Origin of the sequence: Canibacter zhoujuaniae (assembly GCF_011752005.1) — a bacterium.
Lineage (GTDB): Bacteria > Actinomycetota > Actinomycetes > Actinomycetales > Microbacteriaceae > Canibacter > Canibacter zhoujuaniae.
Genome location: NZ_JAAIJZ010000001.1, coordinates 1 through 20419, shown reverse-complemented (window position 1 = coordinate 20419; position 20419 = coordinate 1). Strand labels below are relative to the sequence as shown.

Sequence of the window (20419 nt, the reverse complement as noted above, 5' to 3'; positions counted from 1 at the left end):
GATTAGCCGTTCTCCTTCTGAATCTTTGCCCACTTTTCTTCAACGTCGCTGATACCACCGACGTTAAAGAATGCCTGCTCTGCCACGTGGTCAAACTCGCCCTTAACGATCGCATCGAACGACTCGATGGTCTCCTTAAGCGGCACGGTTGAACCTTCAACACCGGTGAATTTCTTCGCCATGTATGTGTTCTGTGACAGGAACTGCTCGATACGACGCGCACGTGCAACGGTAATCTTGTCTTCTTCAGACAGCTCATCAACACCGAGAATCGCGATGATTTCTTGGAGTTCTTTGTTCTTCTGGAGAATCTGCTTCACGCTGGTTGCAACGCGGTAGTGATCCTCACCCAAGTAGCGTGGGTCGAGAATACGAGAGGTTGAAGTCAGCGGATCAATCGCCGGGTACAAGCCCTTAGACGCAATTTCACGTGACAACTCAGTGGTTGCGTCAAGGTGCGCGAAGGTGGTCGCTGGTGCCGGATCGGTGTAGTCGTCAGCCGGCACGTAAATTGCCTGCAGTGAGGTAATTGAGTGACCGCGGGTAGAGGTAATGCGCTCCTGGAGGATACCCATCTCGTCAGCAAGGTTAGGCTGGTAGCCCACAGCAGATGGCATGCGACCAAGCAGCGTTGACACCTCAGAACCGGCCTGTGTGAAACGGAAGATGTTGTCGATAAAGAGCAGCACGTCCTGCTTCTGCACGTCACGGAAGTACTCAGCCATGGTCAGCGCTGACAGTGCAACGCGCAGACGGGTGCCAGGTGGCTCGTCCATCTGACCGAACACGAGTGCGGTCTTGTCAAACACACCGGCGTCTTCCATTTCGTGGATCAGGTCGTTACCCTCACGGGTGCGCTCACCAACACCAGCGAACACCGACACACCACCGTGATCCTGCGCTACACGCTGGATCATCTCCTGAATAAGCACGGTCTTACCAACACCGGCACCACCGAACAGACCGATCTTGCCACCCTGCACGTACGGGGTTAGCAGGTCAATAGATTTAATACCGGTCTCGAAGAGCTGTGTCTTTGACTCAAGCTGATCGAAAGCTGGTGGCTCGCGGTGGATGCTCCAACGTTCGGTAACCTCAAGAGTCTCACCCTCAGGCAGGTTGAGCACATCACCGGTTACGTTGAACACCTTACCCTTGGTGACGTCACCAACTGGCACGGTGATTGGACTACCGGTATCGCGCACTTCCTGGCCGCGCACGAGACCATCGGTCGGCTTCAAAGCAATCGCGCGAATCAGGTTGTCACCGAGGTGCTGTGCAACCTCGAGAACGAGTTTAAATTCTTCCTGCCCCTCACCGAGGCTAACGGTGGTTTCCAGAGCGTTGTAAACACCTGGGATCGCGTCGTGCGGGAACTCGATGTCGACGACGGGACCGGTTACGCGGGCAATACGACCCACAGTCTGGGTCTGCTCTGCAGTATTAGTCATTTCTTTATGCTTTCTTAGTGGGCTTATGACAGCGCGTCAGCGCCGCCGACGATCTCAGAAATCTGCTGGGTAATTTCAGCCTGACGAGCGTTGTTAGCAAGTCGGGTGTAGTCACGGATCAGAGCGTCTGCGTTATCAGTTGCAGACTTCATTGCCTTCTGGGTTGCTGCGTGCTTCGCAGCGGCAGACTCGAGCATCGCATTGAAAATACGAGATTCGATGTAGGCGGGCAACAAAGCATCGAGCACGGTCTCTGGATCCGGCTCAAATGCGTACAGCGGATCTAGACTGCTCTCATCCGAGTCTCCCTCAACCAGCTCAAGCGGCAAGAGACGCACAACCTGCGGCAACTGACTCACCATGCTGATCAGGCGGTTGTGTACTAAGTGAATCTCCTGCACACCACCGGACGCAGCGTCAGTGGCGTAAGCTTCCAGCACCGCATCACTCACCTCTTTGGCAAGTTCGAAGCTTGGGTTTTCAGTTTCACCAATCCAGGTGCGCACCGCGGGACGGTTACGGAAACTGAAGTATCCAACAGCTTTACGGCCGATGAGATAGTAGACAACTTCCTTGCCCTCACCACGGAGACGCTCAGCCAGCTCTTCTGCTTCACGGAGTACTTGCGAGTTGAAGGCGCCAGCAAGACCGCGATCCGAGGTGAAAATCACGACCGCAGCGCGGACAATATTTTCGGCCTCAGTCACCAGCGGATGATCCTGGTTTGAGTGGTTTGCAACGGCTGACACTGCGCGGGTAATCGCTTTCGCGTAAGGCGTAGAGGCTTCAACACGAGCCTTCGCCTTCTGAATGCGAGACGCCGCGATGAGCTCCATCGCACGGGTGATCTTCTTGGTCGTCTGCGCAGAACGAATTTTCTGGCGGTAGACCCGAAGTTGCGCTCCCATGTCTCTCCTGTGCTTTGTTTTGACTACTTAGTTTAGATGTGGGAGGGAGCTTAGTTACCCCTCCCACACAAAACTTACTTTTTCTTTACGACCAGCTGTTCCTGTTTAATCTCATCGGCATCGATCGCGTCGAACTTCTCGTTCAGACTTTTGCCTTCAGAGGTGCGGAACTCGCTCTTGAATTTATCGATCTGCGCGCTGATTTCAGCAACAGTTTCATCTTCAAGCACGTTGGTCTCGCGTAGAGTGCTCAGTGCGTTTGAGTTGCGCCCGAGGTAGTCGAGGAACTCACGCTCGAAGCGGAGGATATCCGCTACAGGAACCTCATCAAGCTTGCCGTTGGTGCCTGCCCAAATAGAAACCACCTGCTCCTCAACCGAGTACGGAGAGTACTGCGGCTGCTTCAGGAGCTCGGTCAGACGAGCACCACGCTCAAGCTGACGACGGCTTGCAGCATCAAGGTCTGAAGCGAACATAGCGAAGGCCTCGAGTGCACGGTACTGTGCGAGCTCAAGCTTCAAAGTACCTGAAACCTTCTTAATCGACTTAACCTGTGCGTCACCACCAACACGAGAAACCGAAATACCCACATCTACTGCCGGACGCTGGTTTGAGTTAAACAGGTCTGACTGCAGGAAGATCTGGCCGTCGGTAATAGAAATTACGTTGGTCGGAATGTACGCTGATACGTCGTTTGCCTTGGTCTCGATGATTGGCAGACCGGTCATTGAGCCAGCGCCGAGCTCATCAGAGAGCTTTGCACAACGCTCTAGCAGACGTGAGTGCAGGTAGAAAACGTCACCTGGGTATGCTTCACGGCCTGGTGGGCGGCGCAGCAGCAGGGACACTGCACGGTATGCCTCAGCCTGCTTTGAAAGATCGTCGAACACAATAAGCACGTGCTTGCCGCCGTACATCCAGTGCTGCCCGATCGCAGAACCGGTGTAAGGCGCGAGGTACTTAAAGCCAGCAGGATCAGATGCGGGCGAAGCGACGATGGTGGTGTACTCCATCGCGCCAGCTTCCTCCAGCGCACCCTTTACGGCAGCGATGGTTGAACCCTTCTGACCGATTGCAACGTAAATGCAGCGCACCTGCTTGTTTACATCACCTGATTCCCAGTTAGCTTTCTGGTTGATGATGGTGTCAATTGCAATCGCGGTTTTACCCGTCTGGCGGTCACCGATAATCAACTGACGCTGACCACGGCCTACTGGAATCATTGCGTCGATAGCCTTGATACCGGTCTGCAGCGGCTCATGCACTGACTTACGCTGCATTACGCCAGGAGCCTGCAGCTCGAGCGCACGACGTCCTTCTACACCGGTGATCTCACCGAGGCCGTCAATCGGGTTACCGAGCGGATCAACAACGCGCCCAAGGTAGCCCTCACCAACCGGAACTGAGAGCACCTCGCCGGTGCGGGTAACCTGCTGACCCTCTTCGATGCCGGTAAAGTCACCGAGCACAACGACGCCAAGCTCGTTTTCTTCAAGGTTTTGTGCAAGGCCCAGGGTGCCGTCGGCGAAACGAACAAGTTCGTTAGCCATTACGTTAGGAAGGCCCTCAACGTGTGCGATGCCGTCTGCAGCGTCAACAACGGTGCCTACCTCAGTCTTCTCGACCGCCGCAGGCTCATATGATGCTGCGAAATCTTTCAGCGCATCGCGAATCTCATCGGGGCTGATTGAGAGTTCTGCCATTTCGTTTCCTCTAGTCTCGACCCGCAATAATCGGGTCGTGGTTGTGCTGCCTTAACCGGCCAGCTGAAGTCGAAGGTCGTCGAGTCGCGCGCTCACGCTGCCGTCGATTATTTCATCGGCAATTTGAACGCGGAGCCCACCAACCAGGGTCGGGTCAATGATGGTGCTGATCTTGACTTGACGACCAGCAATACGGGTCAAGGCTCGGCCGAGACGCTCCAGGCGTTCGGCATCAAGCGGAGCCGCTGCGGTAACGGTAGCCAGTGTGGCACCTGTCTGATCAGCAGCAACACGCGCTGCCTCACGCAGAGCAGGGCTGAGACGACCACCCGCTGGGTTGCTCACCAGATGGGTTACCACGGTCAAAGCACCAGCAGAAACTTTATTACCAAAAAGCTGCTTTGCGGCAGCCGTTTTGGCGGTTGGGTCTGCAAGTTTGCTGCCCAGGTTCAGCTCGAGATCGTGGCTGCTATCGACTACGTTAGCGACTGCAATGAGTTCATCGCTGAGGTCGCGATCGGTAGCAGCAACAGCTCGAATGCCCAGCTCTTCAATACCGGCTGCAAACTCAGCGGCGTTAGACCAACGCTCACCGGTTGCTTCAATGAGCACGCTGCGGGCGCTCCCACTAAAGCCGCCGAAAACGCGGCTAACCAGCGTTGCCTTATCTGCAACAGAAGCAGCGTTATCGATTAGAGCTGCGCTAAGTTGCTGATTGCTGCGCAGTTCTTCGGCAGCAGACAGTAGCTCTGCACCGGCGGCCTCCGCAACCGGGCCGTCTAACAGTTTTACTACTTTTGCTAATGCTTCGCGTGATGCGCTACCCATTGCTAAGCTACCGTCTCACTCTTCTCGAGATCAGCCAGGAAGCGATCAACCAACGCATTAGCCTTAGCGTCATCCTGCAGTGATTCACCAACTACACCTGAAGCTAGATCGATAGCGAGTGTGCCAACTTCCTGACGCAGTGAAACAACAGCGCTCTGGCGCTCTGCTTCAATCTGTGCCTGAGCAGCAGCCTGAATACGCGCCTGTTCGGCAATCGCGTCTTCTTTAGCTTGCGCCACGATCTTGTTTGCGTCTACCCGCGCAGCCTCACGAATCTCACCAGCCTCTGCACGAGCGGTGGCAAGTTGGTTTGTGTATTCCTGGAGGGCTGCCTCAGCTTTAGCCTGCGCCTCATCAGCCTTCGCGATGTTACCTTCAATAGCTGCTGCTCGCTCATCAAGCAGACGCTGCATTTTTGGAAGCACAAACTTCCAGAAGGCGAAGAGCACAACTGCAAAGCAGACTGCAGACCAAATGATGTCATAAGTAGCAGGAATCAACGGATGCGGCGCGTCACCTGCTGCAACCCGAGGTGCTGCGTTGACGAGCGCGTTAAATGTGTTAATCATGCGTGTCCCTTTCGAGACCAGAAATTATGGTGATCTGCAAATTAGAAGATAAAGCCTGCTGCGATGCCGATGAACGCAAGCGCCTCAGCAAACGCAACACCAATGAACATGGTCACCTGCAGACGGCCGGCCATCTCTGGCTGGCGTGCCATTGCCTCAACCGTCTTACCGACGATGATGCCCACACCAATAGCAGGGCCAATCGCTGCAAGACCGTAACCTACGGTTGCAATATTGCCTGAAATTTCAGCAAGAACTGACACGTTTCGTGTTTCCTTCCGGTTGTGAGACTCAGCCTTTGCTGGGTCTCATGTTGGTATTTGATTAGTGGTCTTCAGCCAGCGCAAGCTGGATGTAAACCGCGGTCAAAACTGTAAAGACGTATGCCTGCAAGAAAGCAACAAGTATCTCAAAAAGTGTAAATACAAGGCCGCCGGCGAGGGTTCCGAGACCGAGGCCCTTCAGCCAGCCGTCTGCCCCGAGGAATAGGAAGTGGGTTGCGCCGAAAAGCAGCACAAGCAAGAGGTGCCCCACAATCATGTTCATTAGAAGACGCAACGAAAGGGTGATCGGGCGGATAATAAAAGTCGAGAGCAGCTCGATCGGGGTCACAATCGGGTAGAGCCACACCGGCACCCCTGGCGGGAACAGTGAGTTGCGCAAGAAAGTGCCTGGGTGTTTTTTGAGACCCGCGTAAATGAAAGCAACGTACGCTATCAGCGCGAGCACGAGTGGCAAACCGAAAACTGATGAGGCCGCAATATTAAAGCCGGGAACGATACCGGTGATATTGAACGCAAGAATAATAAAGAACATTGAGGTTAAAAGCGGCAGGAAGCGCTTAGCGTCTTTTTTGCCGAGCATTTCTTCAGCAATGTTCTCACGCACAAAGCCCAGACCAAGCTCAATTACTGACTGGCCACGGGTTGGCACTAGCTTGAGGTTACGGGTGCCGAGCACGAAGATCAAAACCACCAGAGCGGTCATGAAGAAACGGATCAACATAATTCGGTTGATCTCGAACGGTGTTCCCTCAAACAGCACCGCTGGAGGGAAGAACTCTTCGAGGCTCGGAGCGTGGAACTCCGTATCTGCCGCGACTAGCACCTTGCTTACGAGTTGCACAGCGTTAGTAAACAGCGCCATTCTCCTGTCTCAGAATGCGTTCTAGACGCATCAGCGAACAATTACACCCAAAGCAACCCGAATTACCCGCAAGGCAATCGTGGTGGGGTACCTCCGTCGATAATACCAAAGATTACCGGTCACGCGCACCTTTATTTAGCACTAAACCTGCACATCACTGACGTTTGGAATACGGGCTTTGTAAATTAGCCACATATCCAGCGCGAGCGAGAGCAAAAGACCTACCACAAGCACGAAAAATAGGGTCACTGAGTGCACCCACTCCTGCTTTGGCAAAAAATAAAGAGCAATTAAAAATGCGATCATTTTCACAAGCAGTGTGCCCAGCACGCTGCCAAAGAAAACGGGCACGAAACTCTCAGTGTGCACAAAACGGTTTGCAAACGCCATGCTGCCCGCCGACAGCGACATCATAAGAGCAACCAAAGCGGCAGCAGCAAGTGCCGCCCACAGACCTGTGACGCCAACAGTAAAGTAGGCAATTGCGCCAGCAACAATTGCCAGCAGCAGAGCCCCCAACAGTGTTGCCCAAATTATGCGCATCAGAACTGGCTGTGACGCAGGCATGTGAGTTGTGGCAGACTCGGTCTCTGAATTAGTCATACTACGAATATTAATCGGCTATTGCTTCCTGCTGAGTAGGCCTCGCGCGCGCCGTGCCGGCACCAGGGTAACAGCAAGGCAGAGGGCCGATCCAAACAAGAAAACCAAGAGCGGCACAAGCAAACTATTAGCGGTAAACACCAACAAGCTTGTTGCCGCTAGCACCGCCGAGCCGAGGTAGAAGATCATCACAACCTGCACCGGCGAATGTCCCATATCCAATAATCGGTGATGCAGGTGCTTCCGATCCGCGGTAAACGGCGACTGCCCCGCGCGCAACCTGCGAATAACCGCGAGCGTCATATCAGCCAGCGGTAGCGCCATGAGCAGGATCGGCAGAATTATTGGCATGTAACTTGCGATCACCAGTTTTGGTGAGAGCGCGGCAGGGTTGAGCTGCCCGGTCGCTGTAATCGTTGCTGCGGCGAGCAACAGCCCTATCAGCAGTGCGCCTGTGTCTCCCATAAACATCTTTGCCTGATGCCAGTTATAGGGCAGAAACCCCAGACAAACACCCGCCAGGATCGCAACGATGAGACTCGCCAGATTCACCGCCGAGCTCTCTCCCGTCTGAGCAGCCAGGATCCGCGTATAAATAAAAAACGAAGCGGCAGCAATAATCGCAAAACCCGCGGCAAGCCCATCCATACCGTCAATAAAATTCACGGCGTTCATTGTCAGCGCGATCAAAAACACTGTGATGAGCATGTTCACCGCGGGGCTTCCAATCAGCAGGGTGTCCCCAAGCGGAAGCGAGAGAAACTGCACCCCCTGCCAAACGAGCACGCCGGCGGCAAGAAACTGCGCACCGAGTTTCACCATCCAGTCAAGGTCAAAAAGATCATCGAGCACACCGACAAAACAAACGATTGTAGCCGCCGCAAGCAGACCGATAATGGTTCTTGGTTCGTGGATTACACCGCGCAACGCGGGAGTAAAATAGGCAAAAATAAAGGCAACAAGAAACCCGCCATACATCGCTACTCCGCCGAGGCGAGGGGTTGGTTGCTTGTGCACGTCGCGGCCGCGCACGGCTGATACAAGGTGAAATTTATGCGCGAGTTTCAGCACAGCAAAAGAGAGCAAGAAACTCACTCCCGCCGCAACCGCTAAAACAACAGCAAACCAGGTCAAGCGCTACCCTATGAGTGTCGCTTCCGGCAGCACTGCCTCGATTTGCTCTCTGCTCAGGGCGCCATCGCGCAGCACGCGAATCACGCCGTTAGCTTGGTGCAGACCGGTCACATCGAGAATTGTTGAGGGGGTGCCGTCACCACTGACGAGGCCGTCTTCGAGATATACGGTAATGCTTTCGCCGAGCATAGCCTCAGCCTCAGCTGCTGTTTGCGCGGCCGGTTCACCGGTTATATTAGCAGAAGAAACAGCGAGCGGCCCAATTTCCGACAGCAGCTGCAGGGTCAGCTCATGATTTGGCATTCGCAGCGCAACTGTGCCGCGCGTCTCCCCCAGATCCCAGCTCAGCGAGGGCTGAGCAACCATAATCAGAGTCAGCGGGCCCGGCCAAAATGCCTCTGCGAGCTTCGCAACAGACTCACTAACTTCAGCTGCGAGCGCGTGCAGAGTGCCCAGGTTCGGGATTAAAACGGGCGGCGGTGACTGGCGAGTGCGCCCCTTAGCAGCGAGCAGATCCTGCACCGCCCCAGGGTTAAAGGCGTCAGCTGCTACGCCGTACACGGTGTCTGTTGGCAGCACAATTAGTTCACCACGCCGGATTGCGTTGCGAGCTGTGCGAACAGCGGGAAGCAAGCGCGTGGCGTCTTTTATATCAAAAACCTCTGCCATAACTCACAATTCTAAACGACCGAGGCTCGCGCGCGGCCGCCCACTCAGGTCGTTCACAGTGTGCGCGTCAAGCCAACCAGCCGCAGTTAATAGCGCACACACTGCTGCCCCCTGCTCTTCCGTATGCTCTATTGCGATAACGCATCCAGGTGCAGCCGCTGTAACAGCTAAGGGGATAAGTTTGCGGATCAGTGTCAGGCCGTCTGATCCTGAATACAGCGCACTAGCGGGATCGTGCTTAGCTGTTTCAGCCTGTTGCGGAATGCAGTCTGCCGGCACATACGGTGGGTTCGAGACAATTATGTCGAAGGGCTCCCCCAGCTCAGCGCTTGTCAGCTCGCAGATATCGGCCTGCATGAGATGCACTCTGTTACCGCCGAGACTATCTATGTTTTGTTTTGCCCAGTGGAGTGCTGCCGTCTCTTTTTCTACTGCAAGAACTTCTGCCTGCGGGTATGTTCTGGCAAGCGCGAGTGCGATAACACCCGATCCCGCACAAAGATCGAGTGCCCGCCGAACCGGCTGGGATCCTGCTGACATCTGCTTGAAGTGCACTGCTGCGGCGATAACCTGTTCGGTTTCCGGGCGGGGGATAAAAACGCCCGGCCCCACCGCGACTTCAAAGTCCATGAACGGTGCGCTGCCGAGAATATGCTGCAGCGGCTCACGGGCGGCGCGTCTTGCAACCCATATGCCAAGCTGTTCCGCCTGATCCTCATCCAGTGTTTTCCCGGTGAGCGCTGCCACCTGCGCCCCACCCCGCGATGTGTTGAGCAGCTCTGCGAGCAGCAGTTCAGCCTCGGCCTGGAAACTGTCGACACCGGCGTTTGCAAGCGTTTTGGCGGTTTCGCGCAGCGCGACAGAGATTTCGATCACCCTCCCAACTGTATCCGAAACTGAAAATCCACCGACAATTCATAACTAAAGTGAAACTGACAAATAACTTTTGCTAAAGTTTTTAATTGTGTTTGAAACTCCTACCGCGCAGCGATGTTGTCTTAGCGCTCGCATAAATTTTCAAAATTAAAGTCTTTTAACAAAAATTTTTATTCAGAAAGTGAGACCCAAAGTGGCTCGTGAACTTGCAAACATTACCGAAGCTTTCGGTAACACCCCACTTGTAAAGCTAAACCATCTGGCTGGCGCAGATCAGGCAACCGTGCTTGCAAAATTAGAGTTCTACAACCCAGCAGGCAGTGTTAAGGATCGCATCGGCATCGCGATCATTGACGCCGCTGAAAAGTCTGGCGCACTAAAACCGGGTGGCGCAATTGTTGAAGGCACCAGCGGCAACACCGGTATTGCGCTCGCGATGGCCGGCGCAGCGCGTGGATACCGCGTGATTTTGACCATGCCTGAAACAATGAGTGTTGAGCGCCGTAAGGTGCTGCGCGCTTACGGCGCTGAGATAGTGCTCACAGAGGGCCCGCTCGGCATGAAGGGTGCGGTTGCAAAAGCCGAAGAGATCGCAGCTGAGACTGAGGGAGCAGTGCTGGCACGCCAATTTGCGAACGAGGCTAATCCGGCAGTGCACCGCGCAACCACCGGCGAAGAAATTTGGAATGACACCGACGGCACAGTGGATATCTTTGTTGCGGGTATTGGAACAGGTGGCACCATCACCGGTGCTGGCGGGGCACTAAAAGCGCACAATCCTAATGTGCAGATAATCGCAGTTGAGCCTAAGGATTCTCCGCTCTTAACCGAGGGGAAAGCGGGCCCTCACAAAATCCAGGGGCTCGGCGCAAACTTTGTGCCCGAGGTGCTTGATCGAAAGATCTATGACGAGGTTATCGATGTTGCGCTCGATGACGCGCTCACAACAGGCCGCGCACTCGGCACCGATGAGGGCATTCTCGCCGGTATTTCCGGCGGTGCAGCGGTCTGGGCAGCGCTTGAGGTTGCAAAGCGACCTGAGAACGCTGGCAAAAAGATCGTCGTTATCGTGCCAGACTTTGGTGAGCGCTACTTCTCAACAGTGCTATACGAAAACCTCGACGTTTAATCACTCTTAATGTTTCGCACAATTAAAGAAGACATCGAGGCTGCGAAGCATCGCGACCCTGCGGCGCGTTCCAGCCTCGGTGTTTTCATGTTCTACCCCGGCACCCACGCGGTGTGGGCGCATCGCATCTCCCACTGGCTCTGGCAACACCGCCTAAAGCCACTCGCCCGACTGAACTCGCAGCTTGCCAGATTTTTAACCGGCATAGAAATTCACCCCGGCGCGGTCATTGGGCGGCGTCTCTTTATCGATCACGGTATGGGGGTAGTGATCGGTGAGACCTCCGTTATCGGCGATGACGTAATGCTTTACCATCAGGTCACCCTCGGCGGAACAGGCCTCGAACCCGGTAAGCGCCACCCAACACTCGGTGATCGCGTGGTTGTCGGGGCGGGCGCAAAAGTGCTGGGAAATATCACCATTGGATCAGATTCAGCGATCGGCGCGAATGCTGTTGTCGTGCGAGATGCCCCGAAGTTTTCAACTCTGGTGGGCGTTCCTGCTCGTGTCCGCCCCCGTCGTGGCGCCCCTGCCGCACCCACATACGAATACCCCAATGAGCCGGGGTTCTATGAGATCTAGTTTGCTCTTAAAGCATATCTCAAGGATGTATTCCGTCACCCCGACGGCGACAAATCTCGCGGCGAGCTTTCGGAAACTCAACCGCAATACCAACTAGGCCGATCCCCCAGACCAAGAATTGGCTCAACATCGCATTGCGAAAAGCCTCATGGTTATAGGTTTCAGGGGAACCAGCGCCCTGCCAGTCGAGCAGCAACCCAATAAACAGGATCATAAGCAGACCACCCATAAACGAGCCTCCATTAACAAATCCGCTTGCCAGGCCCAGCTGACGGCGATGCACGTGCGAACGCACAACCTCCAAACCAACAAGAGAGCTTGGCCCCCCAAGGCCGGTAAAAAATGCGGTCAGAAGCAAAAGCCACAGCGGGGCACCACCCGGTAGCAGCAAAACAGTCAGCCAAGCGATCGCAATCAAGAGCGTAAGAACAAAAACATACGGCACTCGAAGCTTAGGATATCGAGATGTAAACATGCCGATGAACGGCCCTGAGATCATCGCCACTGTGATGGCGGTCATTAAAATTCCACCGGCCTCAGGCGCACTCAATCCCTGCCCTGCTCTTAAGAACGGTGTTCCCCAGAGCAGTAAAAAACTATTCAAGGCAGCCGCCGGAGTAAAGTGCGCCCAAAATCCGAGCCGCGCCCCGGGCCTGCGCACCACACCAATAAAGGTTTTCCAGGCTGTTCCACGCCGCCCTACAATCGGGATCGGCTCTGTCACTGGCGTAAGATCTCCCAAAGCGTCACGCACGCGCCCGTCAGCGTTTTCCAGGATCTCAGTTTCGGGCGTATCCACACGACGACCCAGCACAGCTCGTTCAAACAGTGTTAGCCCACCGTAAAACTCGCGTAACAGGGTGAACGATGCGGCGGCAGCCACTGCAGTGACAGCCGCTAACGCCAGATACCCCGTTTGCCAGCCAAATCCGCTGACCACCAGGGCCAGCGGAGTCACTGAAACAAACTGACCGCTCAACCCCACAAGACCCGTCATCTGCGTCACGACAGGCATGCGCTGTGGCGGCATCCAGTTCGCCATCAGCCGCACGAGTGCGACAAAAATTCCGGCGTCACCAACACCAACAAGACCGCGCGCGATCAACCCACCACCCAAGGTATCGGCGAGCGCCATCACTGTCTGCCCAACCGTCATAAAAAACAGGCCGGCGACCATCACGGGAGCCGATCCAAAGCGGTCAATTAACGCTCCGACAGGAATCTGCGCCCCCGCATAGACAACAAGCTGCAGCACCACAAACGAAGAAAGCGCAGTTGCTTCAATACCGAAATGATGCTGCGCTTCCAAACCCAAGGATGCTAGCGAGGTGCGGTTAATAACCGCACAAACGTAGCCGAAGAGGCCGATTACCCACACAAACATTGCCATCCGGCGTTTATTACGTATAGACAACTGCCCCTCCTAATTCTAGTTTCCGAGATCCGCTAAGCGAGCCTCTTCATCTGCGTGAATACATGAGTCGATTACCGGCCCGAGCGCACCGTTCATAACCTGATCCAGGTTGTATGCCTTATAGCCGGTGCGGTGATCTGCAATCCGGTTTTCCGGGAAGTTATAGGTGCGAATACGCTCAGATCGATCCATGGTGCGGATCTGACTCTTGCGGTGCGCACTTGCTGCGGCTTCAGCTTCTTCCTGCTGCACGGCAAGCAGGCGCGCACGGAGAACACGCATCGCAGCTTCACGGTTCTGAATTTGTGATTTCTCATTCTGCATCGAAACCACTATGCCGGTTGGCAGGTGCGTGATTCGCACAGCAGAGTCGGTTGTGTTAACCGACTGCCCACCGGGGCCTGAAGAACGGAAAACATCGATCTTTAAGTCGTTCTGGTTGATCTCAATTTCTTCGGGTTCATCAACCTCTGGAAACACGAGCACACCGGTTGTTGACGTGTGGATACGGCCCTGGGTTTCGGTCACGGGCACACGCTGCACACGATGCACACCGCCCTCAAACTTCAGATGCGCCCACACACCCTGGCTCGGATCGCTCGCGTTGCCCTTAATTGCAACCTGCACATTTTTAAAACCGCCAAGATCGCTCTCGTCGCGCTCTAAAATCTCAGTTTTCCAACCCTTTGACTCTGCGTAGTAGGTGTACATGCGCAGCAAATCAGCCGCAAACAGTGCCGACTCCGCGCCACCTTCGCCACCCTTAATTTCAAGAATCACATCGCGAGCGTCATCCGGATCACGCGGAATGAGGAGCCGGCGCACCCTCTCCTGTGCCTCTGCCAGCCCCTCCTCGAGTGTTGGGAGTTCATCAGCAAAGGCTGAATCTTCTTTAGCAAGCTCACGAGCGGCTTCGAGGTCGTCCCCCAGCTGCTGCCAAGCTTCGTAAGCGGCCTTAATCTTTGACAGCTCAGCGTAGCGGCGATTAACCTTTTTTGCGCGCGCCTGATCTGCGTGCAGCTCCGGATCGGCAAGCTGCTCCTGCAAGTCAGCGTGCTCTACCAGGAGCACTTCAACCTGTTCAAACATGCTTTCTCCTGTTACCTAATTAACGCTTAGCGAGCGCGATCAGGGCGTCGTCAAGAGTCTTCGCGTTTGCAACAATATCGGTGAGCTCGATGTCAGCTGTCGGATCTCCGAAGAAAGCATCTCCGGGCCCTTCTGCGGGTGACACGGCTTTGATTGCGCTCTTTACGGTGTGGTACACATTTTCACCCTGCAGAGCGGCCGCACCGCGAACCTTAGCGCGCGACACACTAATATTTGGGAAGTTACCTAGGAGTGCGCGACCTTCATCGAGGCTGATCTGCCAGTTGGCGAGACTTGGCAGGTCGATTCCGAAGGCGCTCAGCGTATCCACCGCAGCATAAATTGCCAGGGAACCGCCGTTTTCAACGTTGCGAGCGGTCGCAAACACCTGCCGGATCAACTGGTTTCCGGGTGAGGTGGGGTTTCCACCGATCATAAGAGCGGTTGAATTTTTGCCCATCATCAACGCTGACTCGTGTGCAATAGCAAGATCAGACAAACGGTCAATCAGCAGCACAACATCGTGACCGAGCTCCACAAGTCGCTTGGCGCGTTCGAGAGCGAGTTCAACAACAGTGAGTTTATCGTCGGTCGGGCTATCTGCGGCTGCGGCGATAAGCTCGCCGTCAACACGACGGCTGAGTTCTGTTACTTCCTCAGGTCGCGCACTCACTAAGACGTGCATAACGTGAGTTTCTGGTGATGCAGCGCCGAAGCTCTTCCCAATTTCTAACAGTGTTTCAGTTGCTCCAGTACCGCTCTGTGCTTCAATGAGCCCACGCTGACCGAGAGCGAGGGGTGCAAACAGGTCAAATAACCGGGACACAACGGAGTTGTTTGCAGAACTGGCTACCACGGTCTGATCGGGCGATATCGGAGTCAGGCTGCTGAATTCACCGCGACTTGCCGCCTCTTCAACAGACTGGCCGTTGATGGTATCAATTTTAATAAGTGCGTTGTACTTCTGACGGCCGCCGTTTTCACCCTCACGTGGCTGCCGAATGGCACCAACTATTGCGTCACCCTTGCGGAGGTTGTGCCGCTTAACCTGGCTCAGTGACACATACACGTCTGTGGCGCCCGGCAGGTAACCGGTGGTGCGCACGAATGCGTAATTGTCGAGCACGTCAAGAATCCCCGCAATCGGCAGCAGCACGTCTGATTCAGTCAGCTCTTCGCTGTCATCAGTGTTGCGACGCTTGCGGTCGCGTTGCCGCGTGCGCTGCCGTCCATTGCGCATCTCGCGGTCTGATTTTTGATTGTCGCCGTCTGTGTCACCGGGTTTCTCACTGTCACCCAACTTCGCAGCGTCACTCGACTTATCTACATCACCGTGCTTGTCGGCATCAGCTGCGGCACTCTCGACAGTGTTGGTGCTCTCGACAGCATCTTCGTTTTTCTCGCTTTCCGCCGTCTCTTCTTGCTTTGCGTTAGCTTTAGTGCTGCTTGCAGTTGCACGACGGCGACCGCGCTTCGGTTTTTCCGCCGCGTCGGCTGCTTCAGACGCGTCAGCGTCTTTTTGCGCCGGAGCCGCACCTGTCTCGGCGTTTTCTGCAGCTGGTGCTTCACTGCTTGCAGCAGCAGTCTTTTTAGTGGTGCGACGACGCGTAGTCTTCTTCGGCGCCTCCTCAACCACAGCAGCTTCCTCCGCTACAACAGCAGCATCAGCCGCAGGCGCTTCAGCATCAGCCTTCTTAGTGGTGCGACGACGCGTAGTCTTCTTCGGCGCCTCCTCAACCACTGCGGCAGAATCAGTTGGTGCTGCGGTAGCAGCATCAACTGCGGCCGCTGTGTCAACAGTTGGTGTTGAAACGCGACGGCTGCGACGCTTCGGAGTTTCGGTCTCGGTTGTTTCTTCAACCATTTTTCAGTCCTTCCAGACGGGATAGTAAATCACGCAAATGCTCAGCTGAGCACATTCCAAACTGCGTGTTATTCCGTAGTAAATAGTGTTAGCCAGTTAACCGCGCGACTGCGCAAATTGCTAAACAACTTCTTCTACTGTAGCACCTTGAATATCGACAGCCAGCACTAAACGCTGCCAATCGGGCGCGTTTTCAGTAACATAATCGACCGCTTCAAGCCTCTGACTTGAACTTTCGTTCAACACCAAAATTGACGGGCCAGCACCTGAAACTACCGATGGGAACCCTTGTGCACGCAGCGCAGCAACCAGATCTCGGGTGCGTGGCATAGCCTCGCCACGATAGTTTTGATGCAGTTTGTCTTCTGTCGCGGCAAACAAAAGATCCGGGCTTTGAGTCAGCGCTGCCACCAACAGTGAGGAGCGCGAAACGTTAAACACAGCGTCAACGTGGGGCACACTGTCCGGCTGCAGGGAGCGGGCAAGTTTAGTTGAGACTTGAAAATCTGGCACCAAAACCAACGGCGCGATACTCCTGTGCACAGCAAGTTTTTTTGCCCGCGGGCCGTTCTCGCTCGTCCAAGCAATAGTTAACCCGCCCATAAGAGCCGGCGCAACATTGTCAGGATGCCCTTCCAGCTCTGTTGCGTAATCCAACAGAGCCTGATCCGAAAGCTCCACCTCGCCAGCAAGCAAACCCTTCGCCATCATCACACCCGCAACAATTGCGGCGCCAGAAGATCCCATACCGCGTCCGTGCGGGATCCGGTTGTGCGCATGAATTTCAAGCGGCGGCACTTCCCGACCCACCCGTTTGAACACATGCGCAACCGACTTTGCCATCAGGTTGCTGGCATCGGTGGGAAGCTCTCCAGCACCGTTACCGCTGATCCGCACAACTGTTTCAGAGCCTGCCGGTAGCACCTCAGCGGTGTGCTCGTCAGCGTATGAGAGCCCCAGTCCAAATGTGTCAAAGCCCGGCCCTAAGTTAGCGCTCGTGGCGGGCACACGCACCCGTACTTTGCGCATTATGCAGAGACCTCAGCAACACGCAGAGTGCTGTCGACAGACAACACAGCATCAAGCGCAGCGATTCTTTCTAGGGTTGCTTTTAGCTCCGCCTCGCGCGCACGATAGGTTCCGATAACAAGAGTTGCGGCGTCTGCAGTATCTTTGCTCGGGCTCTGCTGCACCGTCGCAAGCGAGACGTTATTCTCAGCAAACACACCGGCGATCTGTTGCAGCACACCAGGTTGATCGGCAACTGTCAGCCGCAGCTGATATGCGGTGAGAATCTCCCCGATCGTAAGCACCGGCAGATTTGCGTAACTCTTAAACGAGACACCCGGCCCGCCTGCTACATGGCGGCGCGCAGCGGAAACCAGATCACCCAGCACAGCAGAGGCGGTTTCCACACCGCCGGCTCCCGCACCGTAAAACATTAGCTCGCCGGCGCTCTCAGCTTCGACAAAGATCGCATTCTTTCCGCCGTGCACAGCAGCCAGCGGATGCTCACGGGAGATTAGCGCCGGATAAACACGCGCTGATACGCCCTCAGATCCGTCTTCGCGCTCGACACGCTCAACCACCGCGAGCAGTTTAATAGTCTGCCCGTTCTGTTTTGCTGTCGCGATATCTTCAGCGGTTATCTTCGTGATTCCCTCACGATAAACTGCGTCTGCGGGCAGCTCCGTGTGGAAGGCAATACGCGCCAGAATTGCTGCCTTCTGTGCGGCGTCATAGCCTTCGACGTCGAGGGTCGGATCCGCTTCCAGATAGCCAAGGTCGCTGGCAATCTGCATTGCCTCCTCTGTGGTCTGCCCAAAGCGATCCATGCTGTCGAGAATATAGTTAGTTGATCCGTTTACGATCCCCATTGCACGCTTAATATTGTCGCCTGCGAGGCTGTTCAAAAGCGGTCGAATGATCGGAATCGCCCCCGCAACCGCTGCCTCATAAGACAGCTGCGCGCCAACACGATCAGCGGCTGCCTGCAGCTCTTCCCCGTGCGCCGCAAGCAGAGCCTTATTGGCGGTGATCACATCTGAACCCTGCTGCAGTGCGGTAAGGATCAGGGTTCTTGCCGGCTCAATACCGCCCATAACCTCCACAACAATATCTGCGCCGAGGATCAGCCGCTCGGCGTCGGTTGTGTAAAGCTCCTGCGGCAATTCAACATCCCGCTTAGCATCCAGGTTGCGCACGGCAATTCCGGCGAGCTCCAGCTTTGCACCGATCCGAGCGGAGAGCTCTTCGCTGTGTTCAAGCAGCAACCTCGCCACTTGAGAACCAACCGATCCGCTTCCCAACAGAGCCACCCGAAGATTGCGCAATTCGCTCACGAAACTCACTCTTTTCTGATTCGTTTATTTGGGTAAAAGTCAATGTTAAAAGTTTAGTAGACGCTGCGCGCCACCAAGTCTTTAATTGTTTCTCCGCGCACTATCAAGCGTGATTCACCGTCTCGCACAGCAACCACTGCCGGGCGCGGCACATAGTTGTAGTTGCTCGCAAGCACCCAGCCATAAGCGCCTGTTGCCGCAAACGCGAGCAGATCCCCTTCACTAATATCACTCTGCAAAAGCGCGCGGTGCAGCACGATATCGCCCGTTTCACAGTGTTTACCAACAACACGAGACAGGGCGGGTGGCGCACTGCTTGTCCGGTTTGCGAGGCGTGCAGTGTAGGTGGCGTTGTAGAAAGCCGGGCGAAGGTTGTCACTCATACCGCCGTCGATACTGATGTAGCGACGTTCGGTATAACCCAAATCTGCCGGGTCAGCTGCCTTGTCACTAACGGTGAGGTCAACGGTTTTAATATTTCCTACCGCATAGAGGGTGACTCCCGCTGGGGCGGCAATTGAACGACCCGGCTCAAAGCTTAAGAGCGGCACCGGAATGCCGGCGCGTTCACAGGCGACAGCAACTGTATCTGCCAGCTGCTTGGCAAGCTCGAAAATGTTTGGCGCGCTCTCTACCTCAGCCTCATTGTAGGCAATACCAAAACCGCCGCCGAGATTCAGCTCTGGCACCGGGCCCGTTTTGCTCAGCTCGGCAACCAGCTCAGTCATGCGGGCAGCCGATTCAACAAATCCATCAACCGCGTGAATTTGAGAGCCAATGTGGCAGTGCACACCGCGCAGATCCATGTTTGCATCAGAGCGAATACGCTCGATCAACTCAGCTGCCTGCGTCAGCGGTACCCCAAATTTTTGATCCTCATGCGCGGTTGCTAGGAAACTGTGGGTTGTTGCGTGCACACCGCTGTTGACCCGCAAGAAAACACGCACTGTCTTGCCAAGCTTCGCAGCCTCCTCACTCAGCCGCTCAATCTCATGCGCGCTATCAATGACGATGCTGCCGATACCAATTTCGATCGCTTCACGCAGCTCTGCACGCGACTTGTTGTTGCCCTGCATGGCAATAAGCTTCGGGTCGATACCCGCCGCCAACACAACAGCAAGCTCACCGCCACTGGCAACATCAATGTGGAGCCCCTCTTCTATCGCCCAGCGTGCAACCTCAACACACAAAAATGCTTTGCTTGAGTAGTAGACTTTTGCGTCCGCACCAATACGCTGAAACTCAGACCGCAGCGCTGTGACGGTGTTCTTCGCGCGGGCACGAAACTCTCGCTCATCAAACACAAACAGCGGAGTGCCGTAGTCAGATGCGAGCGCGGTTGCTGCCACTCCCCCAATCTCCAACTCACCTTCGGCATTGCGGGCTGCGGTGCTGGGGAATATCGCCTGATTGATAGCGTTGAGGTCGGTGCTCATGGTGCTCCTCATGGTTGTGGCTGGTGTTGAAATTAGTGCTCAGCGCAGGTGCCGGGTTGTCTTTTCTGCGGATCGCGGAGAAACTCCGGATCAATTTGGAAACTCGCCCGCACCTCTTTCTCTGTCACAGCTACGCGACGCAGCTGCAAACCCTGTGGGATGTAGTTGATAAAGCAAATATCGTAAGGCTCAATGAAGCTGGATGCGACTTCACCGAGTAGGCCGCCAGAGAGGTGGCTCAGCTGTTCTGGGGTTGTTGTGATCCCGCCGGCGCTAATCTGCACCGGGTTCAGCAGCAGAGTCTGCCCCGCACCGGCTAAGGGTTGCACCTCAACACTCGCATCGACGCTTGAGCCAAAAGCGGTCAAAGACTTATGCACGATAATGCGGTTGTCATGAAATTCAACGTCATCAACCCAGTCACCGGCCAGGGTTTTTGCCATTTCACGGAACTGTTCGTGAGTCATACTCACATACGCCCACCCGTTATCTAGCGTGCTCGCAGTTGGGTTTACTCCGATTCCAGCAAAGGTTGCGTTCACGTTGACAGTAACACCGTCAGCAACGGTGTAGTTTGGCACCTGCAGACCCACATTGCGAAATTTTCCGGTCAGCAGCTGCCATGTCAGCGAACCATCGAGATCCACCTCAACAGGAACTGTCGCAGGTATGTGCA

At 55.2% G+C, this 20419-nt stretch carries 20 protein-coding genes; 2 read left to right on the top strand and 18 right to left on the bottom strand.

Annotation, left to right across the window (positions count from 1 at the left end; all coding sequences use genetic code 11):
• Positions 1-2 precede the first annotated feature (2 nt).
• From atpD to prmC, 11 genes are all read right to left on the bottom strand, one after another.
• Complete coding sequence (atpD, locus tag HCR00_RS00100) at positions 3-1451, bottom strand: F0F1 ATP synthase subunit beta (protein WP_166985475.1); 1449 nt, start codon at positions 1449-1451, stop codon at positions 3-5.
• 23 nt (positions 1452-1474) lie between these two features.
• Positions 1475-2359, bottom strand: coding sequence for a F0F1 ATP synthase subunit gamma (locus HCR00_RS00095; protein WP_166985478.1), 885 nt, complete (start codon positions 2357-2359; stop codon positions 1475-1477).
• Positions 2360-2433: 74 nt separating this feature from the next.
• On the bottom strand, positions 2434-4062 hold the full coding sequence (atpA, locus tag HCR00_RS00090) for a F0F1 ATP synthase subunit alpha (RefSeq protein ID WP_166985481.1): 1629 nt from the start codon (positions 4060-4062) through the stop codon (positions 2434-2436).
• Positions 4063-4113: 51 nt separating this feature from the next.
• Positions 4114-4890: an ATP synthase F1 subunit delta gene (atpH, locus tag HCR00_RS00085; RefSeq protein ID WP_167141743.1), complete on the bottom strand. Its 777-nt coding sequence runs from the start codon at positions 4888-4890 to the stop codon at positions 4114-4116.
• A 2-nt stretch (positions 4891-4892) separates the two neighbouring features.
• Positions 4893-5459, bottom strand: a complete 567-nt coding sequence (locus HCR00_RS00080) for a F0F1 ATP synthase subunit B (protein ID WP_166985488.1) — start codon at positions 5457-5459, stop codon at positions 4893-4895.
• Positions 5460-5500: 41 nt separating this feature from the next.
• Positions 5501-5722 (bottom strand): ATP synthase F0 subunit C, encoded by a 222-nt coding sequence (atpE, locus tag HCR00_RS00075; RefSeq protein ID WP_166985491.1) that lies wholly within the window; start codon positions 5720-5722, stop codon positions 5501-5503.
• A gap of 61 nt (positions 5723-5783) precedes the next feature.
• Complete coding sequence (gene atpB / locus HCR00_RS00070) at positions 5784-6605, bottom strand: F0F1 ATP synthase subunit A (RefSeq protein WP_166985494.1); 822 nt, start codon at positions 6603-6605, stop codon at positions 5784-5786.
• Positions 6606-6746: 141 nt separating this feature from the next.
• Positions 6747-7208, bottom strand: a complete 462-nt coding sequence (locus tag HCR00_RS00065; protein WP_166985497.1) for a Cg1360 family ATP-synthase-associated protein — start codon at positions 7206-7208, stop codon at positions 6747-6749.
• A gap of 18 nt (positions 7209-7226) precedes the next feature.
• Positions 7227-8342: an MraY family glycosyltransferase gene (locus tag HCR00_RS00060; RefSeq protein WP_166985499.1), complete on the bottom strand. Its 1116-nt coding sequence runs from the start codon at positions 8340-8342 to the stop codon at positions 7227-7229.
• A 3-nt stretch (positions 8343-8345) separates the two neighbouring features.
• Complete coding sequence (locus tag HCR00_RS00055; protein WP_166985501.1) at positions 8346-9011, bottom strand: L-threonylcarbamoyladenylate synthase; 666 nt, start codon at positions 9009-9011, stop codon at positions 8346-8348.
• Positions 9012-9014: 3 nt separating this feature from the next.
• Entirely contained in the window at positions 9015-9887 is an 873-nt protein-coding gene (gene prmC / locus HCR00_RS00050) for a peptide chain release factor N(5)-glutamine methyltransferase (RefSeq protein ID WP_166985504.1), read from the bottom strand.
• A gap of 193 nt (positions 9888-10080) precedes the next feature.
• Here prmC and cysK point away from each other — a divergent pair, with 193 nt between their 5' ends.
• Both cysK and epsC read left to right on the top strand, forming a co-directional pair.
• Positions 10081-11016: a cysteine synthase A gene (gene cysK / locus HCR00_RS00045; protein WP_166985507.1), complete on the top strand. Its 936-nt coding sequence runs from the start codon at positions 10081-10083 to the stop codon at positions 11014-11016.
• A gap of 9 nt (positions 11017-11025) precedes the next feature.
• On the top strand, positions 11026-11598 hold the full coding sequence (gene epsC / locus HCR00_RS00040; RefSeq protein WP_166985510.1) for a serine O-acetyltransferase EpsC: 573 nt from the start codon (positions 11026-11028) through the stop codon (positions 11596-11598).
• A gap of 19 nt (positions 11599-11617) precedes the next feature.
• Here epsC and HCR00_RS00035 read toward each other — a convergent pair whose 3' ends face one another.
• The 7 genes from HCR00_RS00035 to HCR00_RS00005 all read right to left on the bottom strand — a co-directional run.
• Positions 11618-12988, bottom strand: coding sequence for an MFS transporter (locus HCR00_RS00035; protein WP_167141740.1), 1371 nt, complete (start codon positions 12986-12988; stop codon positions 11618-11620).
• 39 nt (positions 12989-13027) lie between these two features.
• Positions 13028-14101, bottom strand: a complete 1074-nt coding sequence (gene prfA / locus HCR00_RS00030; RefSeq protein WP_166985516.1) for a peptide chain release factor 1 — start codon at positions 14099-14101, stop codon at positions 13028-13030.
• A 19-nt stretch (positions 14102-14120) separates the two neighbouring features.
• Positions 14121-15965 (bottom strand): transcription termination factor Rho, encoded by a 1845-nt coding sequence (locus HCR00_RS00025; RefSeq protein WP_167141737.1) that lies wholly within the window; start codon positions 15963-15965, stop codon positions 14121-14123.
• Positions 15966-16085: 120 nt separating this feature from the next.
• Positions 16086-16994 carry a homoserine kinase gene (gene thrB / locus HCR00_RS00020; protein WP_166985522.1) on the bottom strand — a complete coding sequence of 303 codons (909 nt, stop codon included), beginning with the start codon at positions 16992-16994 and terminating at the stop codon, positions 16086-16088.
• Complete coding sequence (locus tag HCR00_RS00015; RefSeq protein WP_167141734.1) at positions 16994-18307, bottom strand: homoserine dehydrogenase; 1314 nt, start codon at positions 18305-18307, stop codon at positions 16994-16996. The genes thrB and HCR00_RS00015 overlap by 1 nt, the downstream gene beginning before the upstream one ends.
• A gap of 53 nt (positions 18308-18360) precedes the next feature.
• The gene (lysA, locus tag HCR00_RS00010) at positions 18361-19743 is read right to left on the bottom strand and encodes a diaminopimelate decarboxylase (protein WP_243854466.1); all 1383 of its coding nucleotides are present in this window, start codon (positions 19741-19743) and stop codon (positions 18361-18363) included.
• 32 nt (positions 19744-19775) lie between these two features.
• The coding region (locus HCR00_RS00005) for an LmeA family phospholipid-binding protein (protein ID WP_167141729.1) at positions 19776-20419 on the bottom strand (644 nt) is incomplete at its 5' end.